Here is an 18496-nt window from a genome sequence, read left to right on the forward strand (position 1 = left end):
GACGCATTTTAATCAAACACAACGTATTTAATAGATAGGAGCATTCAAGATGAGAGCGGAAATTATTGCTGTCGGAACCGAAATGTTGATGGGACAGATTGTTAATACGAATGCTCCATTTCTGGCAGCACAATTAAACGAATTAGGGATTGATCACTATATTGAAACGGTGATTGGCGATAATCCTGAACGGCTAACACAAGTGACAGAACAGGCGGAAGCCCGCAGTGATGTCATTATTTATTCTGGCGGTATCGGCCCTACACGTGATGACTTGACGAAACAGACGATTGCTGAACATCTTAATGAGCCGCTAGTGCATGATGAGGAGTGTCTCAGTGACCTAACGACATGGCTCAATAAACGTGGGCGTGAAGTGACAGAGAATCAGAAACGTCAGGCACTAACGTTTAAGAATGGCCAATCTTTCCACAATCCGGTGGGACTAGCAGTTGGTACAGCCCTCCATAAGAATGATCATGATTATATTTTTCTACCAGGTTTTCCCAAAGAATTGATGGTGATGTTCACTGAGAGTGTCAAGCCGTATCTCGCTGAGCGTATACATACAGATAAAGTGCTGACATCTGAATACTATAATTACTATGCGATCGGCGAAGCGGACCTGGCCCAACAGATTGATGATTTGATTGACAATCAAACGAATCCAACCTTAGCGATTTATGCGTCAAAAGAAGCGGTAACGGTTCGTGTTACAGCGCTCGGTGAATCCGAAGCTAGCAATCATGAAGCGATTGATCGTATCGGTGATATTCTGAAAGAACGTTTGAGCAATCATTTCTTCAGTACCGGATGGAAGAAAAATATTCCAGAAACCTTGCTGGAGAAACTGCGTGATGAACATCAGACAGTCGGCTTCGCTGAAAGTCTAACAGGCGGATTAGCTGCGGCTAAACTCGCAGAAATCCCAGGTGCTTCCTCAGTACTCCGAGGCAGCCTCGTCTGCTATGATGCGGAAGCTAAAATAAATGTGGGGCATGTTGACCCTAACATTATTGAACAGCATGGTATGGTCAGTGAAGAATGCGCTAAGAAACTCGCAGAAGGGGCGCGTCAACAGTTAGGCTCCACGCTGGCACTTAGTTATACTGGTGTTGCTGGCCCAGATCAGGTGGAGGGACAACCAGTGGGCAGCGTTTATGTTGGATTAGCCGTTGAAGGAGAAGAAACAAAAGTAAAACACTATCAATTACACGGTTCGCGCAATGATATTCGCGAACGCGTGATCAACCTTTCGATGTTTGATTTGTTGCACGACACATTTAATGAATAAAGGAGAAAAGCGATGGCTAAGAAAAAAGACACACAGAATAATGATCGCGAAAAAGCGTTAAACGAAGCGTTGAAGAAAATCGAACGTAACTTTGGTAAGGGCGCAATTATGAAGATGGGCGAATCGGCAAATACAAAAGTATCTGCCGTTCCAAGTGGTTCACTCGCCCTCGATATTGCGCTCGGTGTAGGTGGCTATCCACGTGGGCGTATCGTTGAAATTTACGGACCAGAATCATCTGGTAAAACAACAGTCGCGTTACATGCAGTAGCAGAAGTTCAAAAACAGGGCGGTACGGCAGCGTTTATTGATGCTGAAAATGCTTTGGATCCAGAATATGCGCAAGCACTTGGTGTGGATATTGATAACTTGTTACTCTCTCAGCCAGATACAGGAGAACAAGGGTTGGAAATTGCAGATGCGTTGGTGGCATCTGGTGCGATTGATATTGTCGTTGTCGACTCAGTGGCTGCTTTAGTGCCACGTATGGAAATTGAAGGTGAGATTGGGGATTCGCACGTTGGGCTTCAGGCACGTTTGATGTCTCAGGCACTCCGTAAATTATCCGGATCTATCAATAAGACTAAAACGATCTGTCTCTTTATTAACCAGATTCGTGAAAAAGTGGGTGTGATGTTTGGTAATCCAGAAACAACACCTGGTGGTCGTGCGTTGAAATTCTACTCTACTGTGCGTTTAGATGTACGTCGTGGTGAACAAATCAAAGAGAGTAAAGAAGTGATTGGTAACCGCACACGTATCAAAGTTGTTAAAAATAAGGTCGCACCACCGTTCAAAACGGCAGAAGTCGATATCATGTACGGTCAAGGGATCTCACAAGAGGGTGAATTGGTCGACTTAGCAAGTGATTTGGATATCATTTCGAAGAGTGGTTCCTGGTACTCTTATGGAGATGAACGTATCGGACAGGGGCGTGAAAACGCGAAAGCCTTCCTTAAGGAAAATCCAGAGATCTTTGAAGCAGTGGACCGTGATGTACGTAAACACTACGGCTTTGGTCCAAACGGTAAATTATCAGAAGAAGAATTAAAAGCATTAGCTGAAGAAGGCGAAGCTAATGCAAATGCAGAAGCTTCAGAAGCCGTTGAAACAGATAGTATCGATGATGAAACAATGGATCTATTCAACGACGAAGATTAACGTAAATAACAGACAAAACCGCGTGAGAACGCGGTTTTTAATTGATTAATTTACCAAAACACAGCGTGCCCGTCAACCATGAATAATTGACAATTGTGACATAAGCCTATAAAATTAATGATTGTACGTGATGTACAACGTTGTTTATTGCTTGGAAAAATATATATATAGAAATTTCGATAGACGGAGGTGATAAAATGCCTTTATTTTTAGCTGTTGCCTTCGTTATCGTTGCTTTAATTGCCGGTTTTCTGTTCGGAAATCGTTCAGGAATCACTCGCGGACAAGCCCAAGAGCAAGAAAAGCTCAGAGCTGCGCATCAAACAGCTGATGATATTCTTCGTGATGCCAATAGCAAAGCCGAAGCACATAGCAAAGAAGTGCTCGTTAATGCTAAAGAGCAAGTACAAGAATATCGCAATCGGATCGAAAAGGATCTGACGGAACAGCGTCAGGAAATCAAGCAGAAGGAAGAACGTGTCTTTCATCGTGAAACTAACTTAGATCATCGTGAAGATGCGATTGCTGCCAAGGAAGCCAATCTAGCTGCCAAAGAACAATCATTGACTGATCGTTCGAACAACCTGAAGGAGAAAGAGCAGGCTGCTCTGGATCTAATTGATGCACGTCAAGCTGAAGTTGAGCGTGTAGCGATGATGACTGAACAACAAGCCAAAGATTTGATTCTCTCAGAAACAGAGGAAAAACTTTCCAAAGAAATTGCGATTAAACTGCGCGATGTAGAAACGATGTATCGCGAAAAAGCTGAAAAGCTTGCGCAGAGCATTATTTTGGAAGCTATTCAAACCAATGGTGTGGATACGGTTCAAGATACATCGACGACACATATCGATTTACCAAATGATGATATGAAGGGTCGAATTATCGGTAAAGATGGACGAAACATCAAGACGATTGAGGCGTTAACGGGTATTGATTTGATTATTGATGATACACCAGAGACGGTCGTACTGAGCGGTTTCGATCCAATCAGACGTGAAATTGCACGATTAGCTTTGGATAGCTTGATTAAGGATGGACGTATTCATCCTGCGAAGATTGAAGAAGCTGTGGAACGTGCGCGTAAAGCGATGGATTCACAGATTCGTGATGCTGGTGAGGAAGCGATTTTTGAACTCGGTATTCATGATATGAATCCAGACCTGATTAAATTAGTCGGTCGTCTGAAATATCGTACGAGTTACGGTCAAAACGTCCTCAAGCACAGTCTCGAGGTTGCACGTCTAGCTGGTACGATCGCTGTTGAACTTGGTGAGAATGAACGTCTCGCGCGTCGTGCAGGATTGCTGCATGATATTGGGAAAGCAGTCGATCATGAAGTCGAAGGGACACATGTTCAGATTGGGACAGAACTCGCACGTAAATACGGCGAGAAACCAATCGTTGTCAATGCCATTGCGAGTCATCACGATGATATACCGAAGACTTCGGTCATCGCTGAAATCGTACAGATTGCAGACGGTCTATCCGCTGCACGACCTGGTGCTCGTAGTGAGTCGTTTGAAAACTACATTCAACGCTTGCACAATCTGGAAGAAATTGCGACGTCATATGATGGCGTATCTAATGCATTTGCGATTCAAGCGGGACGCGAAATTCGCGTGATGGTTGAACCTAATAAATTAGATGATCTGGAAACAACCAAATTATCTCACGACATCTCTCAGAAGATTGAAGAGTCATTGGAATACCCAGGTCAGATTAAAGTAACGGTAATTCGAGAGGTACGTGCTACAGATTACGCGAAGTAATCGCATAGCTTAATATCGAATCACTTAAAGAGGGAACTTCTAATTAGTGAAGTTTCCTTTTTTCTTACGACGCAGATGGAGGAAATTATGGCAACTAAAAATCAAATGACGGCTGAAGGAAAACAAAAAGCCGAAGAAAAATTAGATTATCTAAAGAATGTACGCACGAAAGAATTACTCGAACGTATGAAAAATGCGCGCGGAAACAGTGATATTCCGATCAACTCAGATTTTACATTGGCCAAAGATGAACTGAAATATACTGAGGACCAGATCAAAGAATTAGAATTGACCTTGGATAATGTTGAAATTATTGAAAGTGGTCAAGAACCAAAAGCTGAAAAAGTTGAATTTGGGACAACAGTGACGTTCAAAGAACTGCCAGATGGTGACGAAGAACAGTACAAAATTCTAGGCAAGATTGAAGCCGATCCAGCGGCAGGAATTATCTCGGATGAATCACCGATTGCTAAGGCATTAATGGATAAGCGTATCGGTGATAAAGTCGAAATTGAGTTACCTGAAGATACCTTAAATGTGGAAATTTTAAATATTGAAATTGCAGATTAATGATTAATACCCCATCACAAGACAGCGAAGAAGCTGAACTTGTGGTGGGGTGTTTTTTTATGGATAGAATAATTGTATGAAAAATCACAAATATAGTATAATTGATATAGCTGAACAGCATTTATAGGAGATCATTATGAGTGAAATTTTTAAAGCTTTTTGGGCAAAAAAATCAGATGTACACGGTTTTCAGTGGTTATCATTACATCAGCATCTACTAGATACTAAAAATGTGATTGGTGCCTTATTTAATCAGTGGTTGAATGAAGGACAGCGGCAATTATTAGTACATGCGATGGGGGATATATCAGAGAATGAGGCACTGCGTACGATCCAATTTATTGGTGCTACGCACGACCTCGGAAAAGCAACCCCAGTATTTCAAAAGAAAATCGTTTATCGACACACCTCACCAACCGAATTGGATAATGTGCTAATGGATCGATTAGCGCATTATGGATTCGAAGGATTAAATGAATTAAATTTATATAGTACGCAAGAAACAAAACACGCAGTAGCGGGACAATGGCTACTTGAAAATTACGGTATCAATCGTAGTGTTAGTACGATTATCGGCGCGCATCATGGCGTTCCAGCTACTGAAACAGCGGTAGAGATACAAACTTCATATCTCAAACATTATTATCAATCTGAAAATAAACAATCAGAAATTTATCAACTATGGGATCAATCACAAAGAGAAATTATTGAATGGGCATTATCTTCCTGTGGATTTTCTAGTGTTGAAGAACTGCCTGAAATTAATCAATATGGACAAGTATTGATCTCCGGCTTACTTATTGTTGCTGACTGGATAGCCAGTAATGACAGATATTTCCCATTAATCTCAATCGAACAGCAAGAAGTTCAAGATCAAAACCAACGTATACAACAAGGATGGTCGTCTTGGTATGCGGACGTTTCATTTGATTGGGATTTTAGCGACATAGTAACCGTTAGCGAACTATTCCAAGAGCGCTTTGGTTTCCAGCCGAGAGAAGTACAGAAGATTTTTGCAGAGACGATTCAACAAACAAGTGAGCCGGGGTTATATATTCTGGAAGCACCTATGGGAATTGGTAAGACAGAAGCGGCATTAGCAGGTGTAGAACTTCTAGCAGAGAAGACGCATCGTGAAGGTTTATTTTTCGGATTACCGACACAAGCGACGTCTAATGGTATATTCAAAAGACTCGAAGAGTGGTTAGAACGTGTGCCAGAGCTATTCGGTAATGCGAAATCCATTCAACTCATGCATGGTAAAGCCATGTTGAATGATGATTACGCATCGCTACCTGAAAGTCATCATATCTCAGAAGATACTGAAGCAGAAGTCATTACGAATCAATGGTTTAGTGGACGGAAAACAGGTGTGCTCGAACGCTTTATTGTGGGGACTGTCGATCAATTCTTACTTGCGGCATTAAAACAGAAACACCTTGCCATGCGACATCTTGGATTCAGTCAGAAAGTTGTCGTAATTGATGAAGTGCACGCCTATGACGCTTATATGAATGTTTATCTTTATCGCGCGTTGGAGTGGATGGGGGCTTATCGTGTGCCAGTGATTTTACTCTCCGCCACACTTCCGCCGAGTGGACGTCAGGAGTTAATCGCTCATTATTTATATGGTAGTTATCATCGTAAACGTCAAGCGATTGAAAAAAGTGCCATTGAAAAAGAACGGTTAGAAAGTATCGCATATCCTGTGATTACGTATACTGAAGGAGAAACTATACAACAGGTTGCACTGAAACCTACTTCAAAAAATAAAAGCGTAAATATTAAAAGACTGTCAGAGGAGAAGCTTTTCGGTCACCTTGATGAAATGATGACATCTGAAGGTGTAGTGGGAGTTATTGTTAATACAGTTAAGCGATCGCAACAACTCTATCAACAGTGCGCAGAGCGTTTTGGTGAAGAGAACGTCTACCTGCTTCATTCTCAATATATTGCGACAGATCGACAACAAAAAGAAGCGGAATTACTCAAAATGATCGGTAAACATGCGAAACGACCTGAGCACAAAATTATTATTGGGACACAAGTGATTGAACAGTCGCTAGATATTGATTTCGATGTACTAATTACGGATCTATGTCCAATGGATTTACTGATTCAGCGTATCGGACGACTACACCGTCATACGATTGAGAGACCTGAAAAATATCAGAAACCAATGACTTATGTATTAGGAACTTCAGAGAATTACGAATTTGAATCGGGGTCTCAAGCAATTTACGGTGAATATCTGCTTGCTGCCACACAAACGCTGTTACCAGATAAAATCAACTTACCGAGTGACATTTCTTATCTAGTTAGACAAACTTACGATGATAAAGAATTGCAACAACAATTTTCGACGATGTATCAAGAATATCAGAATGCGATTGATCTACAAAAACAAAAAGCAAAAGCATATGCCATCAAGCGACCATCTATTAAGAAATCAATGCTTGGATGGTTGACAGAGAGTAAAGATATCAATACAGACGAAAAAGCATATGCACAAGTGCGTGATTCTGAAGAAACAATTGAAGTTATTCCTATTGAAGTAGATGACTCTGGAAAATACCGAATGATTGGTAAGTCAGAAAATATTTCAAATCGTATTGACATGTATGCCAAAGAATTAGCGAAACAAACCTTGCGATTGCCGACAGTGTTAGCTAAACCTTATATGATTGATCAAACAATTGAGGAGTTGGAAATAATTAATCGACGTCATTTTGCAAATTGGCAACAGCTATCTTGGTTAAAAGGAAGTCTTGCACTACCATTAAATAATGACTATGAAACCGTACTCAACGGCTATAAATTAAAGTATAATCAAGATATCGGTTTACTATTCGAAAAATTAGAAAGGAGTGAAGACGATGTCACGATTTAATTTATTGGATGAACCTTGGATTCCAGTAATAAAAATTAGTGATGGTGAAGTAGAGGATGTATCGATTACAACTCTTTTCCAACATGCTCAAGAGTACCAACAATTAGCTGGTGATAGCTCTGCGCAAGATTTTGTGATGTTACGTATGCTCTTAGCCATTCTACACACTGTTTTCTCACGTTATAACTTTGAAGGTGACATATACGATGAGGTTGAAATGGGGGACCGTATGATTCCCGTAGAAGCTGTCGATGAAGATGATGAAGAGGATTATAGTGATGCTTTATTAGAAACATGGCAACAGTTATGGAATGAAAAACAATTTCCAGCAATTCTTTATGATTATCTTGAAACTTGGAATGATCGTTTCTTTTTCTTTGATGAAGAATATCCATTCTATCAGACACCATTATCCGATATCGATGCAAAGACTTCTACAATTGATGGTAAAATCGTCAATCGTTTGATTTCCGAGAGTAATAATAAACTTCGACTGTTTTCTCCTAAAGAGGATGCTCAAAAAGACAGCATGACTATTGGTGAAAGTGTGAGATGGTATCTGATGCTTCAAGGCTATTTTGGCACATTTGATAAAAAGAAGTATCCCATGGATGAATATGATGGAAAATATTCAAAAGGCTGGGTATATGATATTGGTGGAATTTTTCTTTCTGGAGATAGCGTATTTGATACTTTAATGTTGAATTTAAGCCTAGTTCATCCTGATGATCAAAGCACACGTAATATACAACGACCGTGTTGGGAATATAGTGCAACAGAAGTGATTAAGCGACTGTATGCTAATCAACAACCGGACAATATTGCAGAGCTCTATACAAATTGGAGTCGTGCAGCCTTGGTTGATCAAAAATTTCAAGAAAATCAAAAATTCACGATCGAGTGTTTAAAAATTCCTGAAGTCGATCATAAAGATTTATTCGTTGAACCAATGACGATGTGGAAAAGTAATAGAGATGAAGAATATACGCCTATCAAACAAAAACATCACCAATCGATGTGGCGCTCATTCTCGTTACTCATGCATTCGGATGGATCAAAAATGCAGCGAAAACCAGGTATTATTAAGTGGCAACATAATCTGCGCTCAAAAATTTCAAAAGATTATCGTGTAGGTTTGAATACTATCAGTGTTGAAGATGATGGCAATGCAACATCATGGATGCCCACGAACGAGTTATATGATTATCTTCAATTGAACCAACTAGTATTAGTGGATATTGAAGAAAGTGGATGGATGCCAAGAATTATAGATACGGTTGATATTACTAAAAAAGTTATCAACGGCTATTACAAACACTTTGTAACAAATATCTTGCTGATCCATGGTGTAGAAGCGAAAGCTGATGTAGTCAATCGATATCTTGAATCATTCTTTTCTATAATTGATCAGCCGTTCAGACAATGGGTACAATCTATTCAGTACAACGATGATAAAGAAGATAAAATTCAAGATTGGTATAACGTACTAGCAGAATACGCTGAAAAAGAATCAAAAAAATTGATGAATCACCTATCTACACGAGATTATCAATTACATGAACAAGGCAAATATACGATGAACACGATCACATCATATAACATTTATAGACACCAAGTTAAAAAATTATTAGCAGGGAGGTAGGCTGCATTGAATAAATCAAAATCATCAACAGTATATGGTAGTACTAAAGCTATTATTGAACGTTTGGATGATATGAAATCCACACTTTCTGGTAAAAAGGCACTAGCTGAATTGAGACGTTCAGCAGGACGTCCTTTGAATCAAACGATTGATATGTGGGGATTTTTATTACAGTATTTACCAGAAGATAGTTTATCGTATCATCAAGGATTAACCAGAGAAGAAACAGCAGTTATTATAGCTGTTCAACTTTACGCACTGCATCAACAAGGGATTTCTGAGAGTGTCATGCTATCAGAGCAAGAAAATTATCATAATTTTGGTAGTGCTGTGAGAGCGTTTAGAACAGCTGATAATCAAAAGGCACTCGATCGTCGGTTTACGATACTGATGTCATCTAGCAGTTTTGAACGATTTGTATACTATCTCAGACAGATGATTAATTTAATGAAACGTTCTGAAGTGAAGATTGACTATGCGAAGTTAGCGCGCGATTTATACCAATTGCTTTGGGAATTCGAGAGTCAAGAAACATCCCAAGTGAAACTATCGTGGGCTAAGAGTTACTACTATGCACTCAGCGCAAAAGAGGAGGAAAAATAAAATGACACAAGACAGATTATATTTAGACGTACATGCGATCCAAACATTACCACCTTCCAATATTAACCGTGATGATGTTGGAAGCCCAAAGTCGGTACAATACGGTGGCGTACAGCGCGCGCGTGTATCCTCTCAAAGTTGGAAACGTGCGATGCGTTCCTATTTCTATGATAACAGTTTACAGAAAAACTTGGGTGTTAGAACCGTTCAGATTGTACGTTATATCGCTGAAAAGATTATGGAAAAAGACAGTAGCATGGATCGTGATAAAGCAATGGCTTTAGCAGATAAAGCGATCAATGGTGCTGGAATTAAAACAACTAAGGATAAAAAGACTGGTGATAAAATTGCCAAAGCACTATTTTTTATGTCTGATCAACAAGCAGAAGCATTAGCAGAGAAAGCTATTGAAGGGAATTTTGATAAAGCTGAATTGCAGGAACTATTGAACGACAATCTATCGATAGATATTGCCTTATTCGGACGAATGGCTGCAGATGCACCGATATTGAATACGGATGCATCGTCACAAGTTGCACATGCGATTTCAACACATTCTATTCAAAGTGAATTTGACTTCTTCACTGCTGTAGATGATTTAAAATCTGAAGAATCATCAGGTGCTGGAATGGTTTCAACGCTAGAATTTAATGCGCCAACGTTATACCGCTATGCGAATGTTGCTGTTCATGAGCTAGCACAGCAATTAGGTAATAAGCAGGATACAGTAGATACGCTTAAATTATTTGTAGAATCCTTCTCTAATTCATTGCCAACAGGGAAGGTAAATAGCTTTGCTAATCAAACACTCCCGCAATTATTACTTGTTACTTTACGTTCTGATCGACCAATTAGTTTAGTTTCAGCATTCGAATCACCAGTTAAATCTCGTGAAGGTTACGTTTCAGAATCGATTGAACGTTTATTTGCAGAAATGACAGCAACGCAAAAATTTGTTGAAACACCAGTATTTGGAACGTATCTAACGACCGTTGATGTATCTGATGATAGCCAGGATATTTCTGAAGCGATGAATTTATCTAATCTATGCAATGATTTAGGAGAAAAATTAACCAGTCTACTCAATGAAATTGAGGGTGAATAGCTATGTCGACGTTGCTATTGAAGTTCTCAGGACCGTTGCAGTCTTGGGGCACATCTTCGTACTATGATACGCGTGATACTGATCCGTATCCCTCTAAAAGTGCTGTTATCGGTATGATTGCAGCATCTTTAGGTTATCGAAGAGAAGAACAACATAAAATTGACGAACTCAAAACATTACACGTTGGTGTCAGAATTGATCAATCAGGATATTTAGTCAGAGATTATCACATTGCAAAAGGGAGAAAAAAGAAAAGTGCCACTCAAGTTGACACGTTTGTAACTAATCGCTATTACCTATCAGACGCAATATTTCTCGTGGCTATTAGTCATGAAGATGAGGAATTGATGATTAAAATTTCTGATGCTTTGAAACATCCATACTTTCAACTGTTTCTCGGTCGACGTTCAGCACCAATTAATTATGATTTTTATTTAGAAATGAACGACCAAAGTATCGAAGAAAACTTGCGAAACTATCCGTGGCAAGCAGCTGACTGGTATAAAGATAGGAATCGACAGGTACAATATTTAGAAGCATATATAGATTCAGCGTTACTCCCGGTTGAGGAATTACGTAATTATCAGATCAGACGTGATAATGTCGTATCTTTCTCACAGAAACACCGGCAATTCAAAGCACGTAGAGAAGCGATACTACATGTACCCGTAGCAAGTATTAATTCAGGCGAACAGCAGGTATTACCTGAACATGATCCATTTACACAGTTGGAGGGTGAGTAAGTATGTATTTATCACGTGTCATGATTGATGTTTTAGATCATCGAAAAATCAGAAAGCTCACTAATCTCGAAGTTTTTCACAGTTGGGTAGAGCATTGTTTCCCGGATGAAATGCAGCGTGGCGAACGCTCGCGAAAACTATGGCGCATCGATAAATTACAGGGAAACTATTATTTACTCATTGTGAGTAAGTCACGACCAGATGAAGAAGTAATGAGTGAGTGTGGTGTCGCAGATACTGTCATGATTAAATCATACGATGCGTTCCTGTCTCAATTATCAGAAGGAATGCGTGCGCGTTTCAAAGTTACATTGAATCCGGTTATGTCGAAATTTATTGATGGCGAGACTCGTGGGCAAGTACTTCCTCACGTTACGATTGATCAACAAAGGCACTTTTTGCTCGATCGTGCAGAGAAAAATGGTTTCACATTGAATGAATACGACTTTACAGTGACGCATCGCGAATTTGTCCCTCTGAAAAAAGGTAGTAATGCCGTCAAGGTTAGCAAAGTAACTTATGAAGGAATGCTTACCATCAGTGATATTGAACAATTTAATAAGACATTGACGCAAGGATTCGGAAAGAAAAAAGCATACGGTTGTGGATTAATGACAATTATTCCGGAGTAGAAAATGAAAGATAATGCGTATATCTATAAGGTTGAGCGACAAGCATTACCGCGGATTGAGGATCGTATTTCATTTATTTACATAGAACATGCAAAGATTTCAAGAGAAGATTCAGCGCTCACTATTCTTCAAGAAGAGGGAAAGATACTATTACCGATTGCAATCGTGAGTGTGCTGCTACTCGGTCCCGGAACAGATATTAGTCATCGTGCGATGGAATTGATTGGAGAGATGGGCACGTCGGTCGTTTGGGTAGGTGAACACGGTGTGCGTCAATATGCGCATGGCCGGACACTCGCGCGTTCTTCACATTTACTTGAAAAACAAGCGCTATTGTTTGCTAATCAGCGCTCGCGATTAGCGGTTGCGCGTAAGATGTATCAAATGCGTTTTACAGAAGATGATGTGTCGAATTATACCATGCAACAATTACGAGGAAAAGAAGGTGCCCGCGTGCGTGCGGTCTATCGTGAAGAATCAAAACGGACAGGTGTTGCATGGTATAAGCGTGAGTATGATCCAGATGATTTCTCTAATGCAGATATTGTCAACCGTGCACTAACAGCGGCACATTACTGCCTATATGGTTTATGCGAATCTGTTATTGTTGCTATCGGTATGAGTCCTGGACTCGGATTTGTGCATGTCGGTAACGACCGCTCTTTTGTTTATGACTTTGCAGATTTATATAAAGCGGAACTTTCTATTCCTATTGCTTTTGATGTGGCTTCTGAATTTGGTGAGGAAGATGACATTGGTGGCATTACGCGTCGACGTATGCGCGATGCTTTCGCAAATAATAAAATTATTTCGCGTATGGTTAAAGATCTGCAATATTTAATGGATGTCGCAGCAGATGAGGAAATGACTGCAGATGTTTTATCGCTCTGGGATGATAAAGAACAACTTGTTAAAAGTGGCGTTAATTATCAGTAGGATAGGTGATGATTATGCCATTGACAGTGATCACACTTAAAAATGTACCTCCATCTCTTAGAGGTGATCTAAGTAAGTGGATGAGCGAAATTGCGACGGGCGTATATATCGGTAATTTTAATCGACGCATTCGAGAACATTTATGGGAACGTGTTTCAAAGGCAACAGGTGTGGGTGAAGCCACGCTCAGTTATAGCACAAATAATGAACTTGGATACGAATTTGTAACATTGAATACGATGCGCCAAGTTGTTGACTGTGAAGGTATTCCGCTTGTCCGAATCCGGAAAAATGATACGTCAGCAATCAAGTTACCTAAATATTTTAGCCGAGCAGCAAAAGCACATAATGCCCGAAAATTTTCGTCATCATCACAATCTGTTACCAATAAATCTAAGGAATATGTGGTTATTGACTTAGAAACAAGTGGTTTGGATGCCGAAACGGATCACATTATAGAAATTGGTGCTGTCAAAGCAACTAATAGCGGAGAATGTGAAACATTATCGATCTTGGTTCAATGTCCAGATAAATTATCACAGACCATTATACAGTTGACAGGTATTGATGATACAATGTTATCTGCAACAGGGATCTTTATTGCAGATGCTTTAGATCAGTTACTTGAATTTATAGGGGATCGAATAATTGTTGGTTATCGCGTAGATTTTGATTTAGATTTTATTAATCATCAGTTGAAGTTGATGGGACGGGAATCATTAAAAAATACGAGATACGATTTATATTCATTTGCGAAGAAAGAGCAAATGTTTCTTGGAAATTATAAATTGGATACGGTGCTTGAGGCTTATGGGATCAATGAGAAGGTACCACATCGTGCTTTACCATATGCGCAATTGATTTATCAATTGTCGACAAAAGTGAAGTTATTTCAGCAATTACTGAAAAAGAAACGTTGATGTGAGTACATTCTTTTAGTGTCTTTCCCGCGTATGCGGGGGTGATCCTAGGAAATGCATCGTTTTAGCATAGTTTTCCCAGTCTTTCCCGCGTATGCGGGGGTGATCCTTATCACTTTTCATGGTTACTCATGGATAATGGGTCTTTCCCGCGTATGCGGGGGTGATCCCATCTAGTTTATAGGCTACTGGACCATCAATATGTCTTTCCCGCGTATGCGGGGGTGATCCCGGCAGTTATTGACGTGCCGTTAGGAAATCGTTGTCTTTCCCGCGTATGCGGGGGTGATCCTAATTTCCGCCAATTCTTCACTGTAATGATCGAGTCTTTCCCGCGTATGCGGGGGTGATCCCTGATCAACATTTTGGATCGTCCGCTCCTTATCGTCTTTCCCGCGTATGCGGGGGTGATCCCCCTGCACCAATCACTAAAGAATTAGCGTCAGCGTCTTTCCCGCGTATGCGGGGGTGATCCTTAAAAATGGTAAAGCTGGAAACTATCAAAACGGTCTTTCCCGCGTATGCGGGGGTGATCCCGAACGATAAGCGAGTAGTTACCAGTCTTGATGGTCTTTCCCGCGTATGCGGGGGTGATCCTCGTTGAAGAATGGGTAGAAGATATTGCTCCAGGTCTTTCCCGCGTATGCGGGGGTGATCCTTCTCGTTTACTATGAATACCCAGTTCTTCTAAGTCTTTCCCGCGTATGCGGGGGTGATCCTAATTTTTTGTAAGGCATTTTTTAAGCCTTGATGTCTTTCCCGCGTATGCGGGGGTGATCCTATCACGTTTTGCGATGTCGTGATCGTCAATATGTCTTTCCCGCGTATGCGGGGGTGATCCTATTACGCAGGTCATTTTAATTCCAAAAGCGTTGTCTTTCCCGCGTATGCGGGGGTGATCCCCCGTGAGTTGTTAAATCAAGATATCGATCACTGTCTTTCCCGCGTATGCGGGGGTGATCCCATATTCCTAGGCGAATCAACAATCTCAACATGGTCTTTCCCGCGTATGCGGGGGTGATCCCTGCCATGTAGGTTGTTGCGGAGATTTCCTGTTGTCTTTCCCGCGTATGCGGGGGTGATCCTATGGTGACCCTGACAATAGCGGTAATGACCTTGTCTTTCCCGCGTATGCGGGGGTGATCCTTGAAAATCACTATTATTAATTTCTTTTTTTTCGTCTTTCCCGCGTATGCGGGGGTGATCCCTATTTGACCGTGTTTGCTCGGTAATGGTCGGGGTCTTTCCCGCGTATGCGGGGGTGATCCTGCCGTATCTCAGCACTTAGGTGGTACTGACCAGTCTTTCCCGCGTATGCGGGGGTGATCCTAAATTACCTTTTGATAAAACCATTAGTCATTAGTCTTTCCCGCGTATGCGGGGGTGATCCCACACTTGTTTACTCTGATGAAAACATCGAAGTGTCTTTCCCGCGTATGCGGGGGTGATCCTGATGGTGTCACCGTCTAATCGGATGCTATTTCGTCTTTCCCGCGTATGCGGGGGTGATCCCCTTGACTGTTCGCGTGCCACTCTCTGTGATTTGTCTTTCCCGCGTATGCGGGGGTGATCCTAAGTAAAACATCGTTCATACCTCCTTTTTTTAGTCTTTCCCGCGTATGCGGGGGTGATCCCCATCCATCAATATCATCTAATGCCTCTGCTTGGTCTTTCCCGCGTATGCGGGGGTGATCCCGGAGACGGAAGCGTTTCGATCACCAACCCAAAGTCTTTCCCGCGTATGCGGGGGTGATCCCATTCTTGATTTTATCAATGCGGGACTGGATAAGTCTTTCCCGCGTATGCGGGGGTGATCCCATTAGCTCTTCGTTTTTAGATAAATTCATTGCGTCTTTCCCGCGTATGCGGGTGTGATCCTTGTCCGCCGTTCCACCCAAACTGCCACGGCTTTATCGCGCCAGATAGTAGTCACTTTCCTACTAAGGAGCAATATGAAAAACAAATGATGAAGGCATCGATAAAAGCGGATAGAAGTGGCAAAATAAAAGTAAGCGATAAGCCTTATGATGAATTAATTCTAGGAAAGATTTCTATGAATAACTGGTCTCAAGCATTCAAAGAAAAAACTATTAATTTTTATAAGTGTGCATATGATCATGATGTTGAATTTTCATATCATTCTTTAGCTCGAGTAATTGATAGGGGTAAAAATGAGAATGGGTTGAGTGATAGCGCGTTAATAAGCGCAGCTAAGAGTAAACCTAAATATGTGCAAGTTAACAATAAAAGATTTATTCATCCAGTAGCTAACAAGGTATATCTAGTTGAAAATGCAGATACAGGTGATATTGTATCAGTCATAGAACCAAAAAATCCAAAGAAAGAGTGGAGGAAGATCAAAGATGATTAATCAATTAATGAAAAAAATCGATGAATATATAAAAGATCCTTCATCAAATTCTGAATATGGGATGGCGTCATTTATTGAAAGATATGCTGTTGATAACTATGAAGAAATAGAAAAAGAAAATGCAATTGTCGCTCGCTATATGAATGATGATCTTATAGATATCTGCGAAAAAACAGAACCAGGACTCGAAGGCACAGAATTTCGTGATGAATTAGAAGAAGCTTACCATAAAATTAAAGAATTACTTTAATAACCACTTAGAAACCCTAAGTGGTTTTCTTATACCCAAATTTAAGGAGTGATCTCATGCTTCAAGTCATCGGTTATATCATCGTTGCCGTTGTCGCTCTACCACTCATCGGTATTAGCACAGGTATCGGATACATGCTATTTGCTACATGCAGACATGAAGTTAATCGTTACTTCAATAAAGGATAACAAAGGCGGAAACGCCTTTTTATTTTGTCCAAAACATGTTGATGACGTTAAAAGCTACAAGGTATCTCGTGAAACAACACGTATAAAAAGGGGTTGTAACTATGAAAAAAGACTTGATTGAGCAACATGTGATTGAAGATCCAGAGACAGAAACCGTTGAGGAAACCAATCAAGAAACTGAAGTCACTGAAACGGAAGAGAAAGAAGAAAAGACATTCACTCAGGCAGATGTCGACCGTATCGTTGCTGACCGTGTGAAGCGTGAAAAAGAAACTGCCTTCGAAGCAGGTCAAAAGCACGCTAAAGAGCAAGCGGACAAAGCGCAGAAAGCGAAAGAGTATGAAAGTTTGAACAAGAAAGAGAAGCTCGAACGTGCAGAGCAAGAGCTCGAAGCTTACCGTGCCAAGGAAGCGCACCAACAAATGCTCGAACAAGCACAGTCGCAAGTTGCAGACGCTAAGATGGACTACCCAGTGCCTGACGAGGTGCTCGAAGTCTTAATCAAAGATGATGATAGCGAAGCAACAAAGAAAGCCGTTGATCAGACGATTGACGTCTTCAAAAAGATATACGAAGACATTCGAACGGAATTCTTAAAAGGGAAAACACCTAAAGTCCCACGTAACTCTGACCAAGCAGTGTCATTTGGTGCACGTGAAGCACAATCACGCAATGCAGATAGTCACAAAAATGCACAGATTAAATCCAATTGGGGATAGAAAGGAAGAATTAACATGGCATACATTGGTAAACCAGAGGAATTATCAACTCAACCGAACTTCTTAAAATCAGCAACAGTTACAGCCTTTATTACGACAGTGAAAGAGTCTGATGATGGATCAGAAAAGGTCGTTAAAGCAGGAACAATCTATCCAAAGACTGACGCAACGGCAAAAGGGTCATCTATAACGATGTCGATGTTTCACACGGCGACCAAGAAGCATCACTGATTGTCGAAAGTCATCTATTGGCTGATCGCTTACCAGAAAAACCGTCTGAAGAAGCAAAACAAGTATTGCGTCAAATTGAATTTTAGTCTTTCCCGCGTATGCGGGGGTGATTTCTCACGAGCAAGGTAGTTGTTGCGATCGTTATTGTCTTTTTATATAAAAGAAGGAGTTAATAGTGTTAGGATTGAGAACGCAAGAAGGCGAAAAATTTGAGCATTTTTTCGATTTGGTTCAGAAAACAGCTGCCAAAGAAAATAAAGTTTTTTTCTTAGATTTTAGTGAAGGTAACGAAATTGAAACAGATGATATGATCGTAGATGATATGTGTTGTTGGTTAGTACCTGTAGAAGATGCAGATTTGTTTGAACAAATGTTTATGAGGAAAAGATCTTTAGATAAGTGGTCTGAATACATCACATGGGTTTTAGTTAATCACGATACATTAGATATAACGTTTAAACAATATTGA

Annotated in this window: 18 protein-coding genes and 1 CRISPR repeat array; all 18 genes read left to right on the plus strand. The window is 40.5% G+C overall.

Translation table 11 applies throughout. The features are described 5' to 3' along the window. The first annotated feature begins 49 nt into the window (after positions 1-49). Positions 50-1294 carry a competence/damage-inducible protein A gene (locus tag ACWOEX_RS00555; protein WP_455297318.1) on the plus strand — a complete coding sequence of 415 codons (1245 nt, stop codon included), beginning with the start codon at positions 50-52 and terminating at the stop codon, positions 1292-1294. Between the two features lie 12 nt (positions 1295-1306). After that, positions 1307-2455: a recombinase RecA gene (recA, locus tag ACWOEX_RS00560; RefSeq protein WP_455297319.1), complete on the plus strand. Its 1149-nt coding sequence runs from the start codon at positions 1307-1309 to the stop codon at positions 2453-2455. Between the two features lie 197 nt (positions 2456-2652). Beyond that, positions 2653-4227, plus strand: coding sequence for a ribonuclease Y (rny, locus tag ACWOEX_RS00565; RefSeq protein WP_455297320.1), 1575 nt, complete (start codon positions 2653-2655; stop codon positions 4225-4227). A gap of 87 nt (positions 4228-4314) precedes the next feature. Beyond that, the gene (locus ACWOEX_RS00570) at positions 4315-4797 is read left to right on the plus strand and encodes a GreA/GreB family elongation factor (protein WP_455297321.1); all 483 of its coding nucleotides are present in this window, start codon (positions 4315-4317) and stop codon (positions 4795-4797) included. 136 nt (positions 4798-4933) lie between these two features. Continuing rightward, positions 4934-7687, plus strand: coding sequence for a CRISPR-associated helicase Cas3' (cas3, locus tag ACWOEX_RS00575; RefSeq protein WP_455297322.1), 2754 nt, complete (start codon positions 4934-4936; stop codon positions 7685-7687). Then, the gene (locus tag ACWOEX_RS00580; RefSeq protein ID WP_455297323.1) at positions 7674-9329 is read left to right on the plus strand and encodes a type I-E CRISPR-associated protein Cse1/CasA; all 1656 of its coding nucleotides are present in this window, start codon (positions 7674-7676) and stop codon (positions 9327-9329) included. Before cas3 ends, ACWOEX_RS00580 begins: the two co-directional genes overlap by 14 nt. A 6-nt stretch (positions 9330-9335) precedes the next feature. Further along, entirely contained in the window at positions 9336-9932 is a 597-nt protein-coding gene (gene casB, locus ACWOEX_RS00585; protein ID WP_455297324.1) for a type I-E CRISPR-associated protein Cse2/CasB, read from the plus strand. A 1-nt stretch (position 9933) separates the two neighbouring features. Continuing rightward, the gene (gene cas7e / locus ACWOEX_RS00590) at positions 9934-11037 is read left to right on the plus strand and encodes a type I-E CRISPR-associated protein Cas7/Cse4/CasC (protein ID WP_455297325.1); all 1104 of its coding nucleotides are present in this window, start codon (positions 9934-9936) and stop codon (positions 11035-11037) included. Between the two features lie 2 nt (positions 11038-11039). Then, positions 11040-11780 carry a type I-E CRISPR-associated protein Cas5/CasD gene (gene cas5e / locus ACWOEX_RS00595; protein ID WP_455297326.1) on the plus strand — a complete coding sequence of 247 codons (741 nt, stop codon included), beginning with the start codon at positions 11040-11042 and terminating at the stop codon, positions 11778-11780. A gap of 2 nt (positions 11781-11782) precedes the next feature. Further along, positions 11783-12412 carry a type I-E CRISPR-associated protein Cas6/Cse3/CasE gene (cas6e, locus tag ACWOEX_RS00600; RefSeq protein WP_455297327.1) on the plus strand — a complete coding sequence of 210 codons (630 nt, stop codon included), beginning with the start codon at positions 11783-11785 and terminating at the stop codon, positions 12410-12412. 3 nt (positions 12413-12415) lie between these two features. Further along, positions 12416-13348, plus strand: coding sequence for a type I-E CRISPR-associated endonuclease Cas1e (gene cas1e, locus ACWOEX_RS00605; RefSeq protein ID WP_455297328.1), 933 nt, complete (start codon positions 12416-12418; stop codon positions 13346-13348). Between the two features lie 8 nt (positions 13349-13356). Then, positions 13357-14268, plus strand: coding sequence for a type I-E CRISPR-associated endoribonuclease Cas2e (cas2e, locus tag ACWOEX_RS00610; RefSeq protein WP_455297329.1), 912 nt, complete (start codon positions 13357-13359; stop codon positions 14266-14268). 20 nt (positions 14269-14288) lie between these two features. Further along, a CRISPR array of direct repeats spans positions 14289-16146; the repeat unit is 28 nt; unit sequence GTCTTTCCCGCGTATGCGGGGGTGATCC. 85 nt (positions 16147-16231) lie between these two features. Further along, positions 16232-16639 carry a hypothetical protein gene (locus ACWOEX_RS00615; RefSeq protein WP_455297330.1) on the plus strand — a complete coding sequence of 136 codons (408 nt, stop codon included), beginning with the start codon at positions 16232-16234 and terminating at the stop codon, positions 16637-16639. Beyond that, positions 16632-16889 (plus strand): hypothetical protein, encoded by a 258-nt coding sequence (locus tag ACWOEX_RS00620; protein WP_455297331.1) that lies wholly within the window; start codon positions 16632-16634, stop codon positions 16887-16889. Before ACWOEX_RS00615 ends, ACWOEX_RS00620 begins: the two co-directional genes overlap by 8 nt. Positions 16890-16945: 56 nt before the next feature. Continuing rightward, on the plus strand, positions 16946-17077 hold the full coding sequence (locus ACWOEX_RS00625; protein WP_455297332.1) for a hypothetical protein: 132 nt from the start codon (positions 16946-16948) through the stop codon (positions 17075-17077). Between the two features lie 101 nt (positions 17078-17178). Then, positions 17179-17796: a capsid assembly scaffolding protein Gp46 family protein gene (locus ACWOEX_RS00630; protein WP_455297333.1), complete on the plus strand. Its 618-nt coding sequence runs from the start codon at positions 17179-17181 to the stop codon at positions 17794-17796. 15 nt (positions 17797-17811) lie between these two features. Further along, positions 17812-18027, plus strand: coding sequence for a hypothetical protein (locus tag ACWOEX_RS00635; RefSeq protein WP_455297334.1), 216 nt, complete (start codon positions 17812-17814; stop codon positions 18025-18027). A 175-nt stretch (positions 18028-18202) separates the two neighbouring features. Further along, positions 18203-18496 carry a hypothetical protein gene (locus tag ACWOEX_RS00640; RefSeq protein WP_455297335.1) on the plus strand — a complete coding sequence of 98 codons (294 nt, stop codon included), beginning with the start codon at positions 18203-18205 and terminating at the stop codon, positions 18494-18496.

The organism is Aerococcus vaginalis (assembly GCF_053762225.1).